Genomic DNA, 24572 nt, shown 5'->3' with positions numbered 1-24572 from the left:
CTGCTTCTTCAACTGGCCCTCGCTGCTTCCCGGTCGCCGCGACGGCGCGGATTCTCGCCGTCACGAGCGGGGTCTGCGCTCACCCGGTCGAGAGGTCAGACCGCGTGTCAGTCTGACCGTGACGATCAGCGGTTGTCCGAGGATCTTTCAGAAGTCAGTCAGGATTGGCGTCCCCGAGCCACGGTGACTGGTCATCCTCACGTGCATGGGAACAAACACGAAAAGTCGCTGGTTCGTCGGTGTCCCTCACGATGGCCTCAAAGAGTGCGTGCTGTACGCCTTTCCGCATGCGGGCGCCGGCGTGACCACGGTGCGTCAGCTGTGCGTCGAGCTTTCCGACGCCTTCGACGCCTTCGCCGTACGCCTCCCGGGCCGGGAGTCCCGGTTCGGGGAACCAGTGGAGACCGTCATGCACGAGCTCGCCGACAAGCTCGCCGACGAACTGCTCCACCACGCCCAGGGACGGCCGGTGGTGCTGTACGGGCACTGCGCGGGCTCGTCCATCGGCTACGAGGTGGCACGTCGTCTGGACCCCACCCAGGTGCGGGCGCTGGTCGTCTCCTCGCACCCGGCACCCGGGAGCATCCGCCGCGAGCCCACGTGGGCGCTGCCGCGGCCGGACTTCCTCCAGCAGGTCGTGACGGACGGGTACCTGCCGTCGCAGCTCCTCACCAACGAGGAACTGCTCGACATCGTCGAGCCCGCCCTGCGCGCCGACTACGAACTCATGGAGACCTACGAGCTGGAGCTGTACGAGAGCGGCGCCGCCGAACCCGTCCCGGTTCCGACGGTGGCCGTGCACGGGCGCGACGACCACACCGTCGGCCTCGCCCAGGTCGAGGCATGGTCGGCGCTCACCACCGGGCCGTTCCAAGTCGTGTCGGTTCCGGGCGGCCATGACCTGCCGAGCAGTCATCCGGCGGACCTGGCGGCGGCCATCCGGGAGGCCGTGTCGGCCATCGACGCCTTCTCGGCCTCGCGGAATTGAGTGAGCCTCATCGGGAAGTCCGATGGGACCGGAGCCGAGGCAGAGGTTCGCTCGAAGGCCGTTCGAGGATTTTTCCCTCCCTCAACGCCCCTCCGTAGGGTCCCTTGAAGGATCGGGATTCCGAAGGGCTCGAGGTGCCGATGTCAAACCAGGACCGGATGGAAACCGGCGGACCGGCCCGCCCCCGGCACATCCAGCATGTCCGCCGTGCGTCGAGGTCCCACGGCCCACGGCACGTCTTCGCCCCCGGCGAGCGGCTGCCCACCAGCGCGGAGACGGTGACCCGGGCCGTCCCGCACAGCGTCCCGGCCGGCGCCGGCCCCGAACGGTGATCGAACGCATCCTCCCCTCCGGCGTGGCCACCGCCGTCGCCCACGACGACACGGCCACGCCGCACGGGATCCTGCCCGAGGAGGAGGCATACGTCCGCCGCGCGGTGCCGGCGCGGCGCCAGGAGTACGCGACGGCACGGCACTGCGCGCGCCGCGCGCTCGCCGACCTCGGCCTGCCTCCGGCACCCGTCCCATCCGGTCCGTCCGGGGCACCCCGCTGGCCGGTCGGGGTCACCGGCAGCATCACCCACTGCCAGGGCTACCGGGCCGCCGCGGTCGCCCGCACCACCGACACGGCCGCCCTGGGCATCGACGCGGAATGCCACCTTCCGTTGCCCCACGGTGCGCTGAAGGCGATCGCCCGGGACGAGGAACTGCGCTCCCTGACACCGCTCCAGCGCGCCCACCCCGGCATCCGCTGGGACACCCTGCTCTTCAGCGCCAAGGAAGCCGTCTACAAGGCCTGGTTCCCGCACTTCCCGCACGACCTGTCGTTCGCGGACGCGTCGCTGCTCTTCCGCACGGGACCTGACGGCACCAATGGCACCTTCACCGCGCGACTCCTCTTTCCGGGCTCGCCGTACCACCGTTTCACGGGCCGCTGGATCGTGGCCGAAGGCCTGGTCGCCACCGCCGTGCATCGGGCCGCCGCGTCCCCAGGGTAGGTCGACCGCCCCTCGAGTCGCGCCCGGTTGGGTGGTCAAGTCCCTGGCTTGTCCCTCCGGGACGTCGTTCGCTCGCGGTGACCGTGCAGAGAGGCTCGAGGTGTCGATGTCGAACCAGGACCGGATGGAAGCCGCTCTTCCTGCGATTCGTGCGCTGCAGAAGCGCGCGGCGGATCTCGAGGCGCGCCAGGCGCGGCTGCGTGAGCCGATCGCGGTGGTGTCGATGGCGTGCCGGCTGCCCGGTGGCATCGACACTCCGGAGGGGTTCTGGGAGCTGCTGGCCGCCGGCGGTGACGCGGTCGGCGGTCTGCCGGAGCGGTGGCGGGGTCTTGACCTGTACGACGCCGATCCGGAGGCCGTGGGCAAGAGCTACGCGCGCGAGGGCGGGTTCCTCGACGGCGTGGAGGGCTTCGACGCCCCCTTCTTCGAGATCTCGCCGCGCGAGGCGATGTCGATGGACCCGCAGCAGCGGCTCGTCCTGGAGACGTCCTGGGAGGCGCTGGAGCGGGCGGGCGTCCGCCCGGACTCGCTGGGCGAGAGCCGTACCGGTGTGTACCTGGGCACGATGAGCTCCGACTACGGCGACCTCGGCCGTGATCTCGATGCCCTTGACGGCTATGTGAGCACCGGCAAGGCGTCGAGCGTGGTGTCCGGCCGGGTGTCGTACACCCTCGGTCTGCAGGGTCCTGCCATCACCGTGGACACGGCGTGTTCGTCGTCGCTGGTGGCGGTGCATCTGGCGGTGCAGGCGCTGCGGCAGGGCGAGTGCGAGCTGGCTCTGGCCGGTGGCGTGACGGTGATGAGCACGCCCGCGTTGTTCGTGGAGTTCTCCCGGTTGAAGGGGATGGCGGCGGACGGGCGTTGCAAGTCGTTCTCGGCGGCGGCGGACGGTGCCGGTTGGGCCGAGGGCGTGGGTGTCCTGGTGCTGAAGCGGCTGTCGGTCGCGGAGCGGGACGGGGACCGGGTGCTGGCGGTGATCCGGGGTTCGGCGGTGAACCAGGACGGCCGCAGCCAGGGTCTGACCGCGCCGAACGGTCCGTCTCAGCAGCGGGTGATCCGTGACGCGCTGGAGGCTGCGCGTCTGGTTCCGGCCGACATCGACGCGATCGAGGCGCACGGCACGGGTACGTCGCTGGGTGACCCCATCGAGGCGGGTGCGCTGGCGGAGGTGTTCGGGCCCGAGCGGTCCGGGGATCGGCCGGTGTGGCTGGGTTCGTCGAAGTCGAACATCGGCCATGCGCAGGCCGCCGCCGGTGTCGTCGGCGTCATCAAGATGGTCCTCGCGCTCCAGCACGAGAGGCTTCCGAAGACTCTGCATGCGCAGGAGCCGAGCCCGCTGGTCGAGTGGGAGGGCAGCGGGCTGGCGCTGGTGCAGGAGACCCGGCCGTGGGCTCGTGAAGACGACCGTGTTCGGCGTGCGGGTGTGTCGTCGTTCGGGCTGAGTGGCACCAACGCGCATGTGATCGTGGAGGAGCCGCCTGTTCTGGCGGGGGCTGCCGTCGAGTCGGTGCAGGGTCCGGTGCCGGTGGTGGTGTCGGGCCGTGACGAGGTGGCGGTACGGGAGCAGGCGGGGCGGTGGGCGTCTTGGCTGTCCGGGCGTTCGGGCGTCCGGCTTGGGGATGTGGCGGTGACGGCGGCTCGTCATCGCACGCACTTCGAGCACCGGGCGAGCATTGCGGTTGGTGACACGGCTGCTCTTGTCGAGGCGTTGGAGGCGTTGGCCGCGGGTGAGGCGCATGACGCGGTGGTCTCCGGGGTGGCTGAGCGGCGCGGGAAGGTGGTGTTCGTCTATCCGGGTCAGGGTTCGCAGTGGGTCGGTATGGGACGCGAACTGCTTGCCACGAGTGTGGTGTTCCGGGAGACGGTCGAGGCGTGTGATGCGGCTTTGATGCCGTTCACGGGTTGGTCGGTGCGTGAGGTGCTGGCGGGGGAGGAGGGTGAGCATCCGGCGTTCGACCGGGTGGATGTGGTCCAGCCCGCGTTGTTCGCGATGGGTGTGGGCTTGTCGGCGTTGTGGCGTTCGCTGGGTGTGGAGCCTGCCGCGGTGGTGGGTCATTCGCAGGGTGAGGTCGTCGCCGCGGTGGTGAGCGGTGCGTTGTCGTTGGAGCAGGGTGCGCAGATCGTGGCCCGCCGTTCCCAGGCTGTGCTGGCGTGTGCGGGTCTGGGTGGGATGGCGCTGATCGAGCGTCCTGTCAGTGTGGTCGAGGAGTTTCTCGCGCCTTATGGCGATGCTCTCTCGGTCGCGGCGGTCAACACGGCTGGTTCGACGATCATTTCCGGTGAGGCGGCAGCGATCGCGCGGATCGTGTCCGAGCTTCAGGGGCAGGACGTGTACGCCCGCAAGATCAATGTGGACTACGCGTCGCACAACGCGCAGATGGATCCGTTGCTGCCGGAACTGGCCGACCACTTTGCTCAGTTGACGCCGCGAGAAGCAGACATCTCCTTCTATTCGACGGTGACCGGGGAAGTGGCTGCGGGTCCGGAGTTGGACGGCACGTACTGGTGCCGCAATCTGCGTGAGCCGGTCCGTTTCGATCGTGCCCTGGGCAGGCTTCTGGACGACGGTCACTCGGTGTTCGTGGAGATCTCCGCTCATCCGGTGTTGTCGATGCCGCTGACCGACGGCAGCGCCGACCGCGGTGGCGTCGTCGTCGGCTCCCTCGCCCGCGAGCAGGGAGGCTACGGCCGTCTGCTGCGCAACCTCGGCCTCCTCCACGTCCAAGGCCACCAGCTGAACTGGAACAAGGCCCTCGGCACCGGCACAGTCGTCGCGCTCCCCACCTACGCCTTCCAGCGCGAGCACTACTGGCTCGAGACCGCGAAGCTCGCGGGCGACGTGCGCTCGGTGGGCCTGCGGGCGTCCGAGCACCCGTGGCTGGGTGCGGTGACGGCGACGGCGGCGGATGACGGCTATCTGTTCACGGGCCGGCTGTCGTTGGCGGAGCAGCCGTGGCTGGCGGAGCATGCCGCGTTCGGCACGGTCCTCGTGCCCGGCACCGGCCTGCTCGAACTCGCCCTGACCGCCGCGCACCACGTCGGCGCCGAGCGCGTCGAGGAGCTGACGCTGCTGGAGCCGCTGGTCCTGAGCGAGGACAGTGCCGTCCGCCTCCAGGTCGTCGTCGGTGCGCCGGAGGCCGAGGGGCGTCGTCCTGTGGCGGTCTTCAGCCGTTCCGAGGACGACCCGGAGGACTCGGCCTGGCGCCGGCACGCGGCGGGTGTGCTGACCGAGACCGTCCCGGAGCCGGATTTCCCGGCGCTCGCGGAGCTGGCGCAGTGGCCGGTGGCGGGTGCGGAGCGGGTCGAACTGGACGGTTTCTACGAGGCGTTCGCCGAGCGCGGACTGGCGTACGGTCCGGCGTTCCAGGGGCTGGTCGAGCTGTGGCGCAAGGACTCCACGGCCTACGGGGTCGTACGCCTGCCGGACGGCTTGACGGCGGACGGCTTCGGTGTGCACCCCGCCCTGCTGGACGCCGCCCTGCACGCTCTCGTCAGTGTGCAGAGCGCGGACGTGGCGCTCGCGGGGACGGCCCTTCTGCCCTTCGAGTGGACAGGCGTGGAGCTGTACGCGTCGGCGACCGACGAGGTACGGGTCGCCGTCGAGCTGGACGACACGACCGGCACCCTGCGGGTGACCGTCGTGGATCCGGCGGGCCGGCCGGTCGTCCTGGCCGACGCGCTCACCCTGCGCGAGGCGTCGGCGGAGCAGGTACGGGCCGGTGGGTCGGTGGGGCAGCTGTACCGGGTGGAGTTCGGGGCGCCGCGGGTCCTGGAGGACGGGCCGGACCTCGAGTCGTGGGTTCTCGGCGGCGCCGGGGAGTTGCTGGACGCCGAGGTGTTCGCGGGTCTGGGCGAGCTGGTGGCGCGGTTGGACGAGGGCGCTGGTGTGCCGGGGCGGGTGGTGGTGGACGCCACCGCGGCCGGGGCGGGTGCGCTGGAGTCGGCGGCGGGTGCGCTGGAGCTGGCGCGGGATCTGCTGGCCGAGCCGCGGCTTGAGCGGACCGAGCTGGTGTGGGTCACGCGGGGTGCGGTGGACGCCGGCGACGGCCGGATCGGCGATCTTACGCACGCGCCGTTGTGGGGTCTGGTGCGGGCGGTGCGCGGCGAGTTCCCGGACCGGTCGATCCGTCTGGTCGACGTGGACGAGCTGTCCGGCGAGGAGGTGGAGCGGGCGCTGGCGGTGGCCGGTGAGCCCGAGCTGGTGGTCCGGGACGGTGAAATACGCGTCACCCGCCTGGTCCGTGCCGATGCCGCATCTTCTGGTGTGGAGTTCGCCGGGGGCGGCCGGGTGCTGGTGACCGGTGGTACGGGTGAGCTGGGCCGTGCGGTGGCCGGGCATCTGGTGCGTGAGCACGGTGTGCGGCATCTGGTGCTGACCTCGCGTCGGGGCCTCGAGGCGCCGGGCGCACAGGAGTTGGTGGCGGAGCTGACCGGGGCCGGCGCGGAGAGTGTGCGCGTCGTGGCGTGTGATGTGTCCGACCGTGAGCAGCTGCGGGCCCTCCTCGGTGACGGGGAGCGGCCCTGGACCGGGATCTTCCACCTGGCCGCCGTACTCGACGACGGTGTGCTGTCCGCGCAGACCGCTGACCGGCTGACCGGAGTCTGGGGCCCGAAGGCGGCGGGTGCCGAGCACCTGGACGTGCTGTCGCGGGAACTGGGTCTGGATATGGCGGCGTTCGTGCTGTTCTCGTCGGCCGCCGGTGTGCTGGGCGGTGCGGGGCAGGCGAACTACGCCGCTGCCAACGCCTTCGTGGATGCGCTGGCCGTGCGTCGTCGGGCGGACGGTCTGCCGGGTACGTCGTTGTCGTGGGGGCTGTGGGAGCAGGCCGGGGTCGGTCTGACCGCGTCCCTCGGGCAGGCAGAGCTGGCTCGTTTGCGCCGCTCGGGTGTGGGCGCGCTGAGCGAGCGGCAGGCACTGGCCGCCCTCGACGCGGCGCTGGGCCTGCCCCATCCGCACCTCGTGCCGGTCAAGCTCGAACTCACCGCCCTGCAGCGGGCGGCGGACGGCGGAGAGCCCGCGCCCGCCCTCTACCGGGGCCTGCTGAAGGCCCGCAGGAATCGTGCGAGTACGGCAGCGGGCGCGCCGTCCGGCCTGCGGGAGCGGCTGGCCGCGCTGGCGGACGGCGAGCGGGTCGCGCAGCTGACCGGGCTGGTGCAGCGCGAGGCGGCCGTGGTGCTGGGCATCGGCGACGCCGACGCAATCGGTGCGCAGCAAGTGCTCAAGGAACTCGGCATCGACTCGCTGATGGCGGTCGAACTGCGCCGCCGCCTGTCGGCCGAGACAGGACTGTCCCTGCCCTCGACCCTCGCCTTCGACTACCCGACGCCGGCCGCCATCGCCGGACTGCTGCTCGACAAGCTGGACCTCACCCGGACGACCCCCGCCCGGTCCAGGAACACGGCGCGCAGGCGGTCCGCCGCGGCCGACGAGCCGATCGCGGTGGTGGCGATGGCGTGCCGCCTGCCGGGCGGCATCGACACTCCGGAGGGGTTCTGGGAGCTGCTGGCCGCCGGCGGTGACGCGGTCGGCGGTCTTCCGTCGCGCTGGGACCGGCTCGGCGTCTACGACCCGGATCCGGAGGCGGTGGGCAAGAGCTACGCGCGCGAGGGCGGCTTCATCGACGACATCGAGCAGTTCGACGCCGCCTTCTTCGGGATCTCCCCGCGTGAGGCGGTCTCGATGGACCCGCAGCAGCGGCTCGTGCTGGAGACCGCCTGGGAGGCGCTGGAACGCGCGGGCGTCCGCCCCGACTCGCTCGGCGGCACCGACGCCGGTGTCTACCTCGGCGCCATGACCTCCGACTACGGCCACCAGGGCCATGACCTCGACGCCCTCGACGGCTACACCAGCACCGGCTACGCCGGCAGCGTCGTCTCCGGCCGCGTGTCCTACACCCTCGGCCTACAGGGCCCTGCGGTCACCGTCGACACGGCGTGCTCGTCGTCGCTCGTCGCCCTGCATCTCGCGGCCAACGCGCTGCGCCAGGGCGAGTGTGAACTCGCTCTCGCGGGCGGCGCGACGGTCATGAACACCCCTGCCCTGTTCGTGGAGTTCTCCCGGTTGAAGGGGATGGCGGCGGACGGGCGTTGCAAGTCGTTCTCGGCGGCGGCGGACGGCGCGGGCTGGGCCGAGGGCGTGGGTGTCCTGGTGCTGAAGCGGCTGTCGGTCGCGGAGCGGGACGGGGACCGGGTGCTGGCGGTGATCCGGGGTTCGGCGGTGAACCAGGACGGCCGCAGCCAGGGTCTGACCGCGCCGAACGGCCCCTCGCAGCAGCGGGTCGTACAGGCCGCGCTCGACGCCTCCCGCTTGTCGCCGGCCGACATCGACGCGATCGAGGCGCACGGCACGGGGACCTCGCTGGGTGACCCCATCGAGGCGGGAGCGCTGGCAGAGGTGTTCGGGCCCGAGCGGTCCGGGGATCGGCCGGTGTGGCTGGGTTCGTCGAAGTCGAACATCGGGCATGCGCAGGCCGCCGCCGGTGTCGTCGGCGTGATGAAGATGATCCTCGCGCTCCAGCACGAGACCCTGCCCAAGACCCTCTACGCCGACGAGCCCAGCCCGCATGTGCAGTGGGAGGGCAGCGGTCTCGCTCTCGTGCAGGAGACCCGGCCGTGGGCTCGTGAAGACGACCGTGTTCGGCGTGCGGGTGTGTCGTCGTTCGGGCTGAGTGGCACCAACGCGCACGTGATCGTGGAGGAGCCGCCTGCGCTGGCGGGGGCTGCCGCTGAGGTGGTGGTTGGTCCGGTGCCGGTGGTGGTGTCGGGCCGTGACGAGGTGGCGGTACGTGTCCAGGCGGGGCGGTGGGCGTCTTGGCTGTCCGGGCGTTCGGGCGTCCGGCTTGGGGATGTGGCGGTGACGGCGGCTCGTCATCGCACGCACTTCGAGCACCGGGCGAGCATTGCGGCTGCCGATACGGCTGCTCTTGTCGAGGCGTTGGAGGCGTTGGCCGCGGGTGAGGCGCATGACGCGGTGGTCTCCGGGGTGGCTGAGCGGCGCGGGAAGGTGGTGTTCGTCTATCCCGGGCAGGGTTCGCAGTGGGTCGGTATGGGACGCGAACTGCTTGCCACGAGCGTGGTGTTCCGGGAGACCGTCGAGGCGTGTGATGCGGCTCTGATGCCGTTCACGGGTTGGTCGGTGCGTGAGGTGCTGGCGGGGGAGGAGGGTGAGCATCCGCCGTTCGACCGGGTGGATGTGGTCCAGCCCGCGTTGTTCGCGATGGGTGTGGGCTTGTCGGCGTTGTGGCGTTCGCTGGGTGTGGAGCCTGCCGCGGTGGTGGGTCATTCGCAGGGTGAGGTCGTCGCCGCGGTGGTGAGCGGTGCGTTGTCGTTGGAGCAGGGTGCGCAGATCGTGGCCCGCCGTTCCCAGGCTGTGCTGGCGTGTGCGGGTCTGGGTGGGATGGCGCTGATCGAGCGTCCTGTCAGTGTGGTCGAGGAGTTTCTCGCGCCTTATGGCGATGCTCTCTCGGTCGCGGCGGTCAACACGGCTGGTTCGACGATCATTTCCGGTGAGGCGGCAGCGATCGCGCGGATCGTGTCCGAGCTTCAGGCGCAGGACGTCTACGCCCGCAAGATCAATGTGGACTACGCCTCGCACAACGCGCAGATGGATCCGTTGCTGCCGGAACTGGCCGACCACTTTGCTCAGTTGACGCCGCGAGAAGCAGACATCTCCTTCTATTCGACGGTGACCGGCGAGGTCGCCTCCGGCCCGGAGTTGGACGGCACGTACTGGTGCCGCAATCTGCGTGAGCCGGTCCGTTTCGATCGTGCCCTGGGCAGGCTTCTGGACGACGGTCACACGGTGTTCGTGGAGATCTCCGCCCATCCGGTGCTGTCGATGCCGCTGACCGACGGCAGCGCCGACCGCGGTGGCGTCGTCGTCGGCTCCCTCGCCCGTGACCAGGGAGGCTACGACCGTCTGCTGCGCAACCTCGGCCTCCTCCACGTCCAAGGCCACAAGCTGGACTGGGACAAGGTCCTCGGCGCGGGCGAGGTCGTCGCGCTCCCGACGTACGCCTTCCAGCGTGAGCACTACTGGTTGGAGACGGCCGGCTCTTCGGGCGACGTGCGTTCCGTGGGTCTGGATGCGTCCGAGCACCCGTGGATCGGTGCGGTGACGGCGACGGCCGACGACGACGGCTATCTGTTCACGGGCCGGCTGTCGTTGGCGGAGCAGCCGTGGCTGGCGGAGCATGCGGCGTTCGGCACGGTCCTCGTGCCCGGCACCGGTCTGCTCGAACTCGCCCTGACCGCCGCGCACCACGTCGGCGCCGAGCGCGTCGAAGAACTGACCCTCCTCGAACCCCTCGTCCTGACCGAAGACACCCCCGTCCGCCTCCAGGTCGTCGTCAGCGCCTCCAACGCCGAAGGACGCCGTCCGATCGCGCTGTACAGCCGCGCCGAGGGCAGCGACCAGGCGGAGTGGCGTCAGCACGCCATCGGCGAGCTGGCGGAGGCGGCTCCCTCGGAGTTCTCCGGATTCGGTGAGTGGCCGGTCGCCGGTGCCGAGCGGGTCGAACTGGACGGTTTCTACGAGGCGTTCGCCGAGCGCGGGCTGGTCTACGGTCCGGCGTTCCAGGGGCTGGTCGAGCTGTGGCGCAAGGACAGCACGGCCTACGGGGTCGTACGCCTGCCGGACGGCTTGACGGCGGACGGCTTCGGTGTGCACCCCGCCCTGCTGGACGCCGCCCTGCACGCTCTGATGGCCGTGCGGCAGGAGGAAGGCTCCGAGCGGCCGGTGTTCCTGCCGTTCGAATGGACCGGCGTGGAGCTGCATGCCGCCGGCGGCACCGAACTGCGGGTGCGGATCGAACTGGACGACTCCGGTACGCAGGCGCGTGTCGAGGTGGCCGATCTGGCCGGTGGGCCCGTCATGCGGGCGGACGGGCTCGCGATACGGGAGGCGACCGCCGAGCAGATCCGTGCCGGTGAGACCGCCCAGCACCTCTACCGCGTCGACTTCCGGACGCCGCGTGCCCTGCCCGAGCAGGGGACACCGGCGGACCGCACATGGGTCCTCGGTGAGAACACCGGGGTGACCGAGAGCCTGGAGGCCGACCATGTGGCTGATGTGGATGTACTGCTTGCCCGCCTCGACGACGGGTGGCAGGCGCCCGCTCGACTTGCCGTCGACGCTACCGCGCTGGTGGCGTCGGCCGACGGTCATGGCGACATCGCCGGCGCAGCGCGGGAGCTGACCGCTTCCGCACTGCGCACTCTGCACCGGCTGCTGGGCGAACCCCGGCTGGACGGCGTGGAGTTGGTGTGGATCACACGTTCGGCGGCGGGCGCGGACAATGAGGTCCGCGACCCGCTGCGGGCGCCCTTGTGGGGCCTGGTCCGTGCGGCGCGCGGCGAATACGCCGAGCGGGTGATCCGCCTGGTCGACCTGGGTGACGACAACGCCGACACGGCGCTGCTGCCCCGGGCCCTGGCTCTGCCGGGCGAGCCGGAGATCGTCGTCCGCAGCGGCGAGATCCGGGTCCCCCGGCTGGTACGGACGGCACACGCGCAGACGTCGGCGGAGTCGGTCGCCGGACCCCTCGACCCCGACGGGTCCGTCCTGGTCACCGGTGGCACGGGCGAGTTGGGCCGTTCCCTGGCCGGCCACCTGGTCCGCGAACACGGCGTACGGCACCTGGTACTCACCTCCCGCCGCGGCCTCGACGCCCCGGGCGCCCCGGAGCTGGTCGACGAGCTGACCGCGGCCGGTGCCGTGAGCGTCCAGGTCGTCGCCTGCGACGTCAGCAGGCGCGAGGACGTCGCCACGGCCCTGGCCATCGCGGACGCCGCCCACCCCTGGACCGGCATCTTCCACTTGGCCGCCGTACTCGACGACGGTGTGCTGTCCGCGCAGACCCCCGAGCGCCTGGCCACGGTCTGGGGCCCGAAAGCGGCAGCCGCGGGCCACCTGGACGAACTCTCCCGCGAACTCGGCCTGGATCTGGAAGCGTTCGTGCTGTTCTCCTCGGCGGCCGGAGTGCTCGGCGGGGCCGGTCAGGCCAACTACGCCGCCGCCAACGCCTACGTCGACGCACTCGCCGTACGCAGGCGGGCGGACGGCCTGCCGGGCGTGAGCCTGTCGTGGGGGCTGTGGCAGCAGGCCGGCATCGGTCTGACCGCGACCCTCGGCCAGGCGGAACTGGCCCGTATGCGTCGCTCCGGTATCGGGGCGCTGACCGAGCGACAGGCGCTGGCCGCCCTCGACACGGCCTTGGGACTGCCGTACGCCCATGTCGTACCGGTGAAGTTCGAACTCACCACGCTGCAGCGGCAGTCGGACGAGGTGCCCAGCCTGCTGCGGAGCCTGGTCCGGGCCCGGCGCAGGCAGGCCGGCGCCTCGGGCGGCACCCCGTCCGGGCTGCGCGAGCGGCTGCTCGCCCTCCCGGAGGCCGAACGGCTGCCGCACGTGACCCAACTGGTCCAGCGCGAGGCGACCACCGTCCTCGGCCTGTCCGCGACCGGCGGCGTCGGCGACCGGCAGGTCCTCAAGGAACTCGGCATGGACTCCCTCATGGCGGTCGAACTGCGCCGCCGCCTGTCCGCCGAGACCGGACTCAGCCTGCCCTCGACCCTCGCCTTCGACCATCCGACCCCGGCCGCCATCGCCGGACTCCTGCTGGCCAAGCTCGCCGTCGACTCCGGCGGACCGGCCGGAGCGGGCGGCGCCCAGCGACTCACCCGGCACCAGATCGACGGCCTGGTCGAGCTCCTGCGCGCCGCAACCCCCTCCCAACTGGAGGAACAGGGCCTCGCCGGCGGCCTGCTGGCCCTCCGGGACGGCCTGGCCAGGACTGCGACCGCCGCCGAACAGCCGGAACCGGAAGCCGAACTCGACACCGGCACCACGGATGACCTTCTTCAGTTCCTGGATCGCAAGCTTGGAGTGAGCGAATGAGCGCGTCCGAAGTCGGGAAGCTCGAAAAACTCGAGGCGTATCTGCGGCGTACGGCGAACGCGCTCGTCGAGACCGAGAAGGAACTCACCGCCGAACGCGCCGCCCGCACCGAACCCGTCGCCGTCGTGGCGATGGCGTGCCGGCTGCCGGGCGGCATCGACACTCCGGAGGCGTTCTGGGAGCTGCTGGCCGCCGGCGGTGACGCGGTCGGCGGTCTTCCGTCGCGCTGGGACCGGCTCGGCGTCTACGACCCGGATCCGGAGGCGGTCGGCAAGAGCTACGCCCGCGAGGGCGGCTTCATCGAGGACGTGGAAGGCTTCGACCCCGCCTTCTTCGGCATCAGCCCGCGCGAGGCGGTGTCCATGGACCCGCAGCAGCGGCTGGTCCTGGAGACGTCCTGGGAGGCGCTGGAACGCGCGGGCGTCCGCCCCGACTCCCTCGGCGACAGCCGCACCGGCGTCTACCTCGGCACCATGAGCTCCGACTACGGCAACCAACAGGGCCACGACCTGGAGGCCCTCGACGGCTACACCAGCACCGGCAACGCGTCCAGCGTGGTGTCGGGGCGGGTGTCGTACACCATGGGCCTCCAGGGTCCCGCCGTCACTGTCGACACGGCGTGTTCGTCGTCGCTGGTGGCGGTGCATCTGGCCGTGCAGGCGCTGCGGCAGGGCGAGTGCGAGCTGGCCCTGGCCGGTGGCGTGACGGTGATGAGCACGCCCGCGTTGTTCGTGGAGTTCTCCCGGTTGAAGGGGATGGCGGCGGACGGGCGTTGCAAGTCGTTCTCGGCGGCGGCGGACGGTGCCGGTTGGGCCGAGGGCGTGGGTGTCCTGGTGCTGAAGCGGCTGTCGGTCGCGGAGCGGGACGGGGACCGGGTGCTGGCGGTGATCCGGGGTTCGGCGGTGAACCAGGACGGCCGCAGCCAGGGTCTGACCGCACCGAACGGTCCGTCCCAGCAGCGGGTGATCCAGGACGCGTTGGCCGCAGCCCGGCTCACTCCGGCCGACATCGACGCGATCGAGGCACACGGCACGGGAACCCCGCTGGGTGACCCCATCGAGGCGGGAGCGCTGGCGGAGGTGTTCGGGCCCGAGCGGTCCGGGGATCGGCCGGTGTGGCTGGGTTCGTCGAAGTCGAACATCGGGCATGCGCAGGCCGCCGCCGGTGTCGTCGGCGTGATGAAGATGATCCTCGCGCTCCAGCACGAGACCCTGCCCAAGACCCTCTACGCCGACGAGCCCAGCCCGCATGTGCAGTGGGAGGGCAGCGGTCTCGCTCTCGTGCAGGAGACCCGGCCGTGGGCTCGTGAAGACGACCGTGTTCGGCGTGCGGGTGTGTCGTCGTTCGGGCTGAGTGGCACCAACGCGCACGTGATCGTGGAGGAGCCGCCTGTTCTGGCGGGGGCTGCCGCTGAGGTGGTGGTTGGTCCGGTGCCGGTGGTGGTGTCGGGCCGTGACGAGGTGGCGGTACGGGAGCAGGCGGGGCGGTGGGCGTCTTGGCTGGCCGGGCGTTCGGACGTCCGGCTTGGGGATGTGGCGGTGACGGCGGCTCGTCATCGCACGCACTTCGAGCACCGGGCGAGTGTGGTCGCTGCCGATACGGCTGCTCTTGTCGAGGTGTTGGAGGCGTTGGCCGCGGGTGAGGCGCATGACGCGGTGGTCTCCGGGGTGGCTGAGCGGCGCGGGAAGGTGGTGTTCGTCTATCCCGGGCAGGGTTCGCAGTGGGTCGGTATGGGCCGCGAACTCCTTGCCACGAGCGTGGTGTTCCGGGAGACGGTCGAGGCGTGTGATGCGGCTCTGATGCCGTTCACGGGTTGGTCGGTGCGTGAGGTGCTGGCGGGGGAGGAGGGTGAGCATCCGCCGTTCGACCGGGTGGATGTGGTCCAGCCCGCCTTGTTTGCGATGGGTGTGGGCTTGTCGGCGTTGTGGCGTTCGCTGGGTGTGGAGCCTGCCGCGGTGGTGGGTCATTCGCAGGGTGAGGTCGTCGCCGCGGTGGTGAGCGGTGCGTTGTCGTTGGAGCAGGGTGCGCAGATCGTGGCCCGCCGTTCCCAGGCTGTGCTGGCGTGTGCGGGTCTGGGTGGTATGGCGCTGATCGAGCGGCCTGTAAGCGTGGTCGAGGAGTTCCTCGCGCCCTACGGTGACGCCCTGTCGGTCGCGGCCGTCAACACCGCCGGGTCCACCGTGATCTCGGGTCAGGCCGACGCCGTCGAGCGGATCGTGTCCGAGCTTCAGGGGCAGGACGTGTACGCCCGCAAGATCAATGTGGACTACGCGTCGCACAACGCGCAGATGGATCCGTTGCTGCCGGAACTTGCCGACCACTTTGCTCAGTTGACGCCGCGAGAAGCAGACATCTCCTTCTATTCGACGGTGACCGGGGAAGTGGCTGCGGGTCCGGAGTTGGACGGCACGTACTGGTGCCGCAATCTGCGTGAGCCGGTCCGTTTCGATCGTGCCCTGGGCAGGCTTCTGGACGACGGTCACTCGGTGTTCGTGGAGATCTCCGCCCATCCGGTGTTGTCGATGCCGCTGACCGACGGCAGCGCCGACCGCGGTGGCATCGTCGTCGGCTCCCTCGCCCGTCAGCAGGGCGGCCTGTCTCAACTCTTCCGGAATGTGGGCCTGTTGCACGTCCAGGGGCATGAGCTGGACTGGGACAAGGTCCTCGGCGCGGGCGAGGTCGTCGCGCTCCCGACGTACGCCTTCCAGCGTGAGCACTACTGGCTGGAGACGGCCGGCTCTTCGGGCGACGTGCGTTCCGTGGGTCTGGATGCGTCCGAGCACCCGTGGATCGGTGCGGTGACGGCGACGGCCGACGACGACGGCTATCTGTTCACGGGCCGGCTGTCGTTGGCGGAGCAGCCGTGGCTGGCGGAGCATGCGGCGTTCGGCACGGTCCTCGTGCCCGGCACCGGTCTGCTCGAACTCGCCCTGACCGCCGCGCACCACGTCGGCGCCGAGCGCGTCGAAGAACTGACCCTCCTCGAACCGTTGATGCTGTCCGAGGACACCCCCGTGCGTCTTCAGGTGGTGGTGGGTGCGCCGGGTGCGCAGGGCCTTCGCCCGGTGTCGGTCTACAGCCGGCGTGAGGATGCCCCGGACGACTCGGCCTGGCGTCAGCACGCCACCGGTGAGCTGGCGGAGGCGGCTCCCTCGGAGTTCTCCGGATCCGGTGAGTGGCCGGTCGCCGGTGCCGAGCGGGTCGAACTGGACGGTTTCTACGAGGCGTTCGCCGAGCGCGGGCTGGTCTACGGTCCGGCGTTCCAGGGCCTGGTCGAGCTGTGGCGCAAGGACAGCACGGCCTACGGGGTCGTACGCCTGCCGGACGGCTTGACGGCGGACGGCTTCGGTGTGCACCCCGCCCTGCTCGACGCCGCCCTGCACGCTCTGATGGCCGTGCGGCAGGAGGAAGGCTCCGAGCGGCCGGTGTTCCTGCCGTTCGAATGGACCGGCGTGGAGCTGTACGCCGCCGGCGGCACCGAACTGCGTGTCCGCATCGACCTCGACCCTGCGACGGACGAGCGCCTTTCGTTGTCGGTGGCGGACGGCGCCGGGCAGCCGGTACTGAGCGCGCGAGGGCTGCGGATCCGCGAGGCGACGGCGGAGCAGGTGCGGGCCGGTGAGCCGGTCGAGCATCTGTACCGGGTGGAGTTCCAGGCGCCGCGGGTGCTGGAGGACGGCCCGGAGCTCGAGACGTCGGTGCTGGGCCCGGACGACGACTTGGCCCTGCTGCTGGAGGACGGCGTACCCGAGCGGGTCGTCGTCGATGCCACGAGCGGTACCGATCCGCTCCGGAGCACGCAGCGCGCCCTCGAAGTCGCCCAGCGGCTGCTGGCCGAACCCCGCCTGGAGCAGGCCGAGTTGGTGTGGATGACCGGGATCGCTCCGGGTCCGGTGTGGGGACTGGTCCGGGCGGTGCGGGCCGAGTATCCCGAGCGGTCGATCCGGCTGGTGGGCGTGGAGGATCTGTCACAGGACGTCGAACCGGCGCTGGCGGTGGCCGGTGAGCCCGAACTCGTCGTCCGGGACGGGGAGATACGCGTCGCCCGGCTGACCCGTGCCACGCCGTCCGGCGACGAGGCCCGCTGGGCCGGGTTCCCCGAGGACGGGCGGGTACTGGTCACCGGCGGCACGGGCGAGCTGGGCCGTTCCCTGGCCGGCCACCTGGTCCGCGAACACGGCGTACGGCACCTGGTACTCACCTCCCGCCGCGGCCCCGACGCCCCCGGCGCCGAAGAGCTGGTCGCCGAACTCACCTCCGCGGGCGCCGAGACCGTACGCCTGGCCGCCTGCGATGTGACCGACCGTGAGCAGCTGCGGGCGTTCCTGGCGGACGGCGGACCTGCCTGGACCGGCATCTTCCACCTCGCCGCCGTCCTGGACGACGGCGTGCTGCCCGCGCAGACCCCTGAGCGTCTCACCAACGTGTGGGGCCCGAAGGCGACGGCCGCAGCCCATCTCGACGAGCTCTCCCGTGAACTCGGCCTGGACCTGGCCGCGTTCGTACTGTTCTCCTCCGCGGCCGGCACCCTCGGTTCCCCCGGCCAGGCCAACTACGCCGCCGCCAACGCCTACCTGGACGCGCTCGCAGGGCAGCGCAGGGCGGACGGCCTGCCGGGCGTGAGTGTGTCCTGGGGCCTGTGGCAGCAGGCCGGCATCGGACTCACCGCCGCGCTCGGGCCGGCGGAACTGGCCCGTATGCGCCGCTCCGGAGTCGGCGCACTCACCGAACGGCAGGCGCTCGCCGCCCTCGACGCCGCGCTGGGGTTGCCGTACGCCCATGTCGTACCGGTCAAGTTCGAACTCACCGCGCTGCAGCGGCAGTCGGACGAGGTGCCCAGTCTGCTGCGGAGCCTGGTCCGGCCCGCGCGTCGGCGGGCGGGTGAGGCCGCCGTGGCCCCCTCGGGACTGCGCGAGCGGCTGGCGGCCCTGCCGGAGGCCGAGCGGGTCACCGAGCTGACCGGCCTGGTGCGCCGCGAGGCGGCCACCGTGCTCGGTGTCGGCAACGCCGACGGCATCGGCGCGGCACAGGTCCTCAAGGAACTCGGCATCGACTCCCTCATGGCCGTCGAACTGCGCCGCCGTCTGTCCGCCGAGACCGGACTCAGCCTGCCCTCGACGCTGGCCTTCGACTACCCGACCCCCGCCGCCATCGCCGGACTGCTCCTGGACCGGCTCGCCCTCACACAGACCACCGCCCGGCCCAAGGCAGCGTCACGCCGTCGCAGGACGTCGGCCGACGAGCCGATCGCCGTCGTCTCCATGGCCTGCCGCCTCCCCGGCGGCATCGACACACCCGAGGGGTACTGGGAACTGCTCGCCTCCGGCGGGGACGCCGTCGGCGGGCTGCCGCCGCGGTGGGACAAACTCGACGTGTACGACCCCGACCCGGAGGCGGTCGGCAAGAGCTACGCCCGCGAGGGCGGGTTCATCCACGACGTGGAAGGCTTCGACGCCGCCTTCTTCGGGATATCCCAGCGCGAGGCGCTCTCGATGGACCCGCAGCAGCGGCTCGTCCTGGAGACCGCGTGGGAGGCGCTGGAGCGCGCCGGTATCCGCCCGGACGTGCTCAGCGAGAGCAGGACCGGCGTCTACCTCGGCACGATGAGCTCCGACTACGGCGAGCAGGGCCGGGAACTCGACGCCTTCGACGGCTACGTCAGCACCGGCAACGCCAGCAGCGTCGTCTCCGGCCGGGTCGCCTACGCGCTGGGCCTGCAGGGGCCCGCCGTCACGATCGACACCGCCTGCTCCTCCTCCCTGGTCGCCCTGCACCTCGCGGCCGGCGCACTGCGCCAGGACGAGTGCGAACTCGCCCTCGTCGGCGGGGTCACGGTCATGAGCACCCCGCGCCTGTTCGTGGAGTTCTCCCGGCTGAAGGGCATGGCCCCCGACGGGCGCTGCAAGTCCTTCTCCGCGCTCGCCGACGGCGCGGGCTGGTCCGACGGGTGCGGCATCCTCGTACTGAAGCGGCTTTCGGCCGCCGAACGCGACGGCGACCGGGTGCTGGCGGTCATCCGGGGTTCGGCGGTGAACCAGGACGGCCGCAGCCAGGGGCTGACCGCGCCGAACGGCCCCTCGCAACAGCGGGTGATCCAGGACGCGTTGGCCGCCTCGCGGCTGTCGCCGGCCGACATCGACGCCGTCGAGGCCCACGGCACCGGCACCCCGCTCGGCGACCCCATCGAGGCGGGCGCGCTGGCCGAGGTGTTCGGACCCGGCCGCGAAGAACCGCTCTGGCTGGGCTCGTCCAAGTCCAACATCGGGCACGCCCAGGCCGCCGCCGGTGTCGCGGGTGTGATGAAGATGGTCCTCGCGCTCCAGCACGAGACCCTGCCCGAGACCCTCTACGCCGACGAGCCCAGCCCGCACATCGAGTGGGAGGGCAGCGGTCTCGCCCTGCTCGGCGAGGCCCGCCCCTGGAACCGGGACGCCGGGCACGTCCGCCGCGCGGGTGTGTCCTCCTTCGGCCTGAGCGGTACCAACGCCCATGTCGTCCTCGAGGAACCGCCCGCCCGCGAGGCCGGCGCGCCGACCGCCCCGGCCACCCGTCCGGTTCCGGTCGTGGTCTCCGGCCGCGACGAGGCCGCCCTGCGCGCCCAGGCGGGGCGGTGGTCCGCATGGCTCGGCGAGCAGCAGGACATATCGCTCGCCGACGTGGCGGCGACGGCTGCTTTGCACCGCACCCACTTCGAGCAGCGGGCCGGCATCATCGCCGCCGACCCCGCCGCACTCGGCGAAGCCCTCGCCGCGCTGGCCGCCGGTGAGGCGCATCCGGCTGTGGTGGAGGGTGCCGCGGTCAGTGGCGACCTGGCGGTGCTGTTCACCGGTCAGGGCAGTCAGCGGCTGGGCATGGGCCGCGGCCTGCGCGACGCCTTCCCGGTGTTCCGGCAGGCCTTCGACGAAGTCTGCGCGGCACTCGACCCGCATCTGTCGCGCCCGCTGGCCGAGGTGCTGTTCGCGCCCGAGGACACCGCGGACGCCGTGCTCGTCCACGAGACGGAGTTCACGCAGCCGGGGTTGTTCGCGGTGGAGGTGGCGCTGTTCCGGCTGTGGCAGGCGTGGGGGATCACGCCGTCCGCGGTGGCGGGTCACTCGATCGGTGAGCTGGCGGCCGCGCATGTGGCCGGGGTGCTGGACCTCGACGATGCGGCGCGGTTGGTCGCGGCGCGGGGCCGGTTGATGCAGGCGTGTGAGCAGGGTGGGGCGATGGCCTCGGTGGAGGCTTCCGAGGCGGAGGTCCTGGAGGCGCTCGCAGAGGTGTCCGGGCGGGTGTCGGTGGCCGGGTTGAACGCGCCGGCGCAGACGGTGGTCAGCGGCGACCGGGATGCGGTCGAGGCGCTGGTCGGGCACTTCACGGCGCTGGGGCGGCGGACTCGGGCGCTGACGGTCTCGCATGCGTTTCATTCGCCGCACATGGACGCGATGCTGGCCGAGTACGAGCAGGTCGCCGCGGCTTGCACATTCCATGCCCCGCGGATTCCGCTGGTGTCCACGGTGACCGGCAGGTGGGCGGCGGTGGAGGAGCTGGCTGAGCCGTCGTACTGGGCGGGTCAGGTGCGTGAAGCGGTGCGGTTCCTGGATGCCGTACGCACGCTGGAGTCTTCCGGGGTGGGCCGTTATCTGGAGTGCGGTCCGGCGGCGGTGCTGTCCGCGATGGGTGCCAACTGCACAGAGAACGAAGCGGTGTTCATCGCTTCCCAGCGTGCCCCGCGCACCGGTGACGAGCCGGTGGACGAGGTCCGCGCGTTGTTGCGGGCGGTCAGTGCTCTGCATGTGGCCGGTCAGGAGCCGGCCTGGGACCGGCTGCTGGACGGCGGCAGGCCCGTCGAGCTGCCCACCTACGCCTTCCAACGCGAGCACTACTGGCTCGACACCCCGCGCGGCGGCCGCCATGACGCCCGCAACGCGGGCCTCGTATCTGCCGAACACCCGTGGCTGGCGGCCGTCGTGGCGCTCGCGGACGGGGAGGGGCATCTGCTGTCCGGGCGGCTCTCGCTCGCCGAGCAGCCCTGGCTGGCCGACCACGCGGTCTTCGGCACCGTCCTCGTGCCCGGCACCGGACTGCTGGACCTGGCGCTCGCCGCCGCCCGCGCCGTGGGTGCGGCACGAGTCGCTGAACTCGCCCTCACCCAGCCGCTCGTGCTCACCGCGGACACCCCGGTACGGCTCCAGGTGCGGGTCGGCGCCCCCGACGAGCAGGGCCGCAGGGCGATCGGGATCCACAGCCAGCCCGAGACATCCGCCGACCCGGCCGTCTGGACGACCCACGCCGGCGGTGAACTCGCCGACGACGCGCCCGACGGACGGTACGACGGTCTCGCCGAGCTGCTCGACTGGCCGGTGCCCGGCGCCGAACCGCTGCCGCTCGACGGCTTCTACGACAGCCTGGGCGCCCAGGGTCTGGAGTACGGGCCCGCCTTCCGCGGGCTGACCGGCCTGGCGCGGCGCGACCGTGTCGCCTACGGACGGGTTGTGCTGCCCGAACAGCAGCGGGGCACGCCGGGGGACGACGACGGATTCGGGATCCATCCCGCCCTGCTGGACGCCGCCCTGCACGTCCTGGCCGGCGTGGACACCGGCGAGCGGGCCGAGAACACGGTGCTGCTGCCGTTCGCGTGGACGGACGTCACGCTGTACGCGACCGGGGCCACCGAGCTGCGCGTCCGCGTCGAACTCGCCGGCGAGGGCGGCCGCCGGGTCACGCTGCTCGCCACCGACCCGGCCGGGGAGCCCGTGCTGCACGCGGCAGGACTTCAGGTACAGCAAGCGAGCCCGGAGCAGCTCCGGGTCACCGCGCCGGCGCACACCGAGGACCTCTACCGCGTCGACTTCCAGCCGGTGGACCTGCCCGAGGCCGCCGCCCTGCCCGACGGCACCGTCGTCCTGGGCGGCACCGCCACGACTGCGGGCCTCGGACTGCCGTGCTTCACCGACATCGACGCCCTGCTGGCCGAACGGCCGGAGCCGGGGCTGATCCTCGTCGACATCGCTGCCGGCGGCGACGTGGACGACGTACCCGCATCGGACGTACCGGCATCGGCCCGAGCCGTCACCCTCGAAGCCCTCTCCCTGCTTCAGCAGTTGCTCGCCGAGCCGCGGCTGGAGCAGGTGCCCATGGTGTGGCTGACGCGGGACGCGGTCGCCGCCCGGCCCGAGGACGCCGTAGGAGATCTGGCCGGCGCGCCGCTGTGGGGGCTCGTACGGGCCGTGCGCGGGGAGCATCCGGAGCGGGTGCTGCGGCTGGTCGACCTGGACGGTGCGTCGGAACTCGGCGTGTCTGCCGGGGCGTTCGCCCTCGAGGGCGAGCCCGAACTGGCCGTGCGAGCCGGCACCTGGTACGCGCCCCGGCTGCTGCCCGCCCAGCGCGGCGGAGCGCTCACCCCGCCCGCGTCCGCCGGGCCCTGGCACCTGGACATCCGGGAGAAGGGCAGCATCGACAGCCTCGAACTCGTGCCGGTGGACGGGTCGGAGGCGCCGGCCGGTCACGAGGTGCGGGTCGCCGTGCGGGCCGCCGGCATGAACTTCCGCGATGTGCTCAACGCCCTCGGCATGGTCGAAACCCCCGCGCTGGGCCTGGAGTTCGCGGGCGTGGTCGTCGAGACCGGACCCGAAGTCACCCATCTGCGGGCCGGTGACCGGGTGATGGGCCTGGCGCTCGGCGCGTTCGGCACCGAAGTGTGCGGCGACGGGCGGCTGATGGCCCGGCTGCCCGACACGCTCACCTTCGAGCAGGGCGCGACGGTGCCGCTCGCCTTCCTCACCGCGTACTACGCGCTCACCGAGCTGGGCGCGCTGCGGCCCGGCGAGAAGGTGCTGGTCCACGCGGCCGCCGGCGGCGTCGGCATGGCCGCCGTCCAGCTCGCCCGCCACCTCGGCGCCGAGGTGTACGGCACGGCCAGCCGCGCCAAATGGCCGGCCCTGCACCGGCTGGGCCTGACCGCGGACCGTATCGCCTCCTCGCGGGACACCGGCTTCGAGCAGCTGTGGCTCGACGAGACCGCGGGCGCAGGTGTGGACGTCGTCCTCAACTCGCTGGCCGGGGAGTTCACCGACGCCTCCCTGCGGCTGCTGCCGCGCGGCGGACGGTTCCTGGAGATGGGCAAGACCGACATCCGCGATCCGGAGGAGGTCGCCGCCGCACATCCGGGGGTCGTGTACCGCGCCTTCGACCTGATGTCCCTCGATCCGGAGCACCTGAACCGGATGCTCACCGAACTGTCCGCCCTCCTCGGCGAGGGCACCATCGAGCCGCTGCCGTATCTCGCCTATGACGTGCGCGAGGCGCCCGCGGCCTTCCGGTACATGGCGCAGGGCCGGCACATCGGCAAGATCGTGCTCACCGCACCACGCGCCCTCGACCCCGACGGCACCGTGCTCATCACCGGCGGCACCGGCGCACTGGGCCGCGAGGTGGCCCGCCACCTGGTGACCGGGCACGGCATACGGCACCTGGTGCTGACCTCCCGCCAGGGTGCGGCGACGCCGGGCGCCGAGGAACTGATCGCCGGGCTGCGGGCCGCCGGCGCCGAGACCGTACGCCTCGCGGCCTGTGACGTGGCCGTCCGCGAGGGCGCCGAGCGGGCCCTGGCCGAGATCGCGCCCCAGCATCCGCTGACCGGCGTGGTGCATCTGGCGGCGGTCCTCGACGACGGTGTCGTACGCAACCAGAGCGCCGAGCGGTTCGAGTGGGTCCTCGCACCCAAGCTGTCGGGCGCCTGGCATCTGCACGAGCTGACCCGAGGCACCGATCTCGCCGCGTTCGTACTGTTCTCGTCCGTCGCCGGCACCCTCGGCAACCCCGGGCAGGGCAACTACGGTGCCGCCAACGCCTTCCTGGACGCGCTCGCCAGCCACCGCCGCAAGCGCGGCCTGCCGGCCCAGAGCCTCGCCTGGGGCCTGTGGGCGCAGGGCGGCAACGGCATGACCGGACGGCTCGGCGACGCCGAACTGGCCCGGATGCGCCGCCAGGGCGCGCGGGCGATGACCGTCGACCAGGGGCTCGCCCTGCTGGACGCGGCCCTCGCCCGGCCCGCAGCGCATCTCGTACCGGCCCGGCTCGACCTCGGGGTGCTGCGCCGCGCCGGGGAGGACCGGCTGCCCGCCCTGCTGCGGGCGTTGGTGGGACCCCGGCCCCGGCAGGCGGGGCAGGCAGCGGAGCCCGCGTCCGCGTTCCGGGACCGGCTGGCCGGTCTGCCCGAGGAGGAACGTGCCACCTCTCTGCGCCGGTTCGTGCAGCAGGAGGTCACCGCGGTGCTCGGCCTCACCGCACCCGTGCCGCAGGACAAGCCGATGCGGGAGTTCGGCTGGGACTCGCTGATGGCGGTGGAGCTGCAGAACCGCCTCGCCAAGCACACCCAGGTCGCGGTCCCCAGCACCCTGGCGTTCGACTATCCGACCCCCGGGGCGATCGCCGACTTCCTGCACGGGCGGCTCTCCTTCGACGAGCCCGCACACGACGACGCCCCGCCGCAGGACCCGGCGCAGGCCGCCCGGTGGGCGCTCGCCCGGGTCACCCCCGACCAGCTGCGGCAGAGCGGACTGCTCGACCGGCTGCTGGAACTCGCCCGCCCCGGCGGTGCCCCGTCCGACGACGGCACCGAAGAGGCGCTGAAGGCCGCCGGAGAACTGACGGCCGAGGAGATGGACCAGGCGCTCGACGCCGTCCTGGGCGCCATCTGAACCACCCAC

General features: G+C 72.0%; 5 protein-coding genes. All 5 read left to right on the top strand.

The genetic code is table 11. The features are described 5' to 3' along the window. The first annotated feature begins 205 nt into the window (after positions 1 to 205). The 5 genes from ACIHFB_RS41850 (at position 206) to ACIHFB_RS41830 (ending at position 24563) form a co-directional block, all read left to right on the top strand. Complete coding sequence (locus ACIHFB_RS41850; RefSeq protein ID WP_365284605.1) at positions 206 to 988, top strand: alpha/beta fold hydrolase; 783 nt, start codon at positions 206 to 208, stop codon at positions 986 to 988. Between the two features lie 140 nt (positions 989 to 1128). Continuing rightward, positions 1129 to 1320: a hypothetical protein gene (locus ACIHFB_RS41845; protein WP_365284607.1), complete on the top strand. Its 192-nt coding sequence runs from the start codon at positions 1129 to 1131 to the stop codon at positions 1318 to 1320. Then, positions 1317 to 1985: a 4'-phosphopantetheinyl transferase superfamily protein gene (locus ACIHFB_RS41840; RefSeq protein WP_365284609.1), complete on the top strand. Its 669-nt coding sequence runs from the start codon at positions 1317 to 1319 to the stop codon at positions 1983 to 1985. The genes ACIHFB_RS41845 and ACIHFB_RS41840 overlap by 4 nt, the downstream gene beginning before the upstream one ends. Before the next feature lie 106 nt (positions 1986 to 2091). Beyond that, entirely contained in the window at positions 2092 to 12882 is a 10791-nt protein-coding gene (locus tag ACIHFB_RS41835) for a type I polyketide synthase (protein ID WP_400129616.1), read from the top strand. Continuing rightward, positions 12879 to 24563, top strand: coding sequence for an SDR family NAD(P)-dependent oxidoreductase (locus tag ACIHFB_RS41830; RefSeq protein WP_400129615.1), 11685 nt, complete (start codon positions 12879 to 12881; stop codon positions 24561 to 24563). Before ACIHFB_RS41835 ends, ACIHFB_RS41830 begins: the two co-directional genes overlap by 4 nt. Positions 24564 to 24572 lie beyond the last annotated feature (9 nt).

It is taken from the genome of Streptomyces sp. NPDC051963 (assembly GCF_044593495.1).
Lineage (GTDB): Bacteria > Actinomycetota > Actinomycetes > Streptomycetales > Streptomycetaceae > Streptomyces.
The sequence above is the reverse complement of the archived record's forward strand: the minus strand, read 5'-3'. Positions and strand labels throughout refer to the sequence as shown.

Bases quoted from the DNA above. Each gene is read 5' to 3' on its own strand.
- ACIHFB_RS41830 (WP_400129615.1), top strand. From the start codon at position 12,879: ATGAGCGCGTCCGAAGTCGGGAAGCTCGAAAAACTCGAGGCGTATCTG.
- ACIHFB_RS41835 (WP_400129616.1), top strand. From the start codon at position 2,092: ATGTCGAACCAGGACCGGATGGAAGCCGCTCTTCCTGCGATTCGTGCG.
- ACIHFB_RS41850 (WP_365284605.1), top strand. From the start codon at position 206: ATGGGAACAAACACGAAAAGTCGCTGGTTCGTCGGTGTCCCTCACGAT.
- ACIHFB_RS41845 (WP_365284607.1), top strand. From the start codon at position 1,129: ATGTCAAACCAGGACCGGATGGAAACCGGCGGACCGGCCCGCCCCCGG.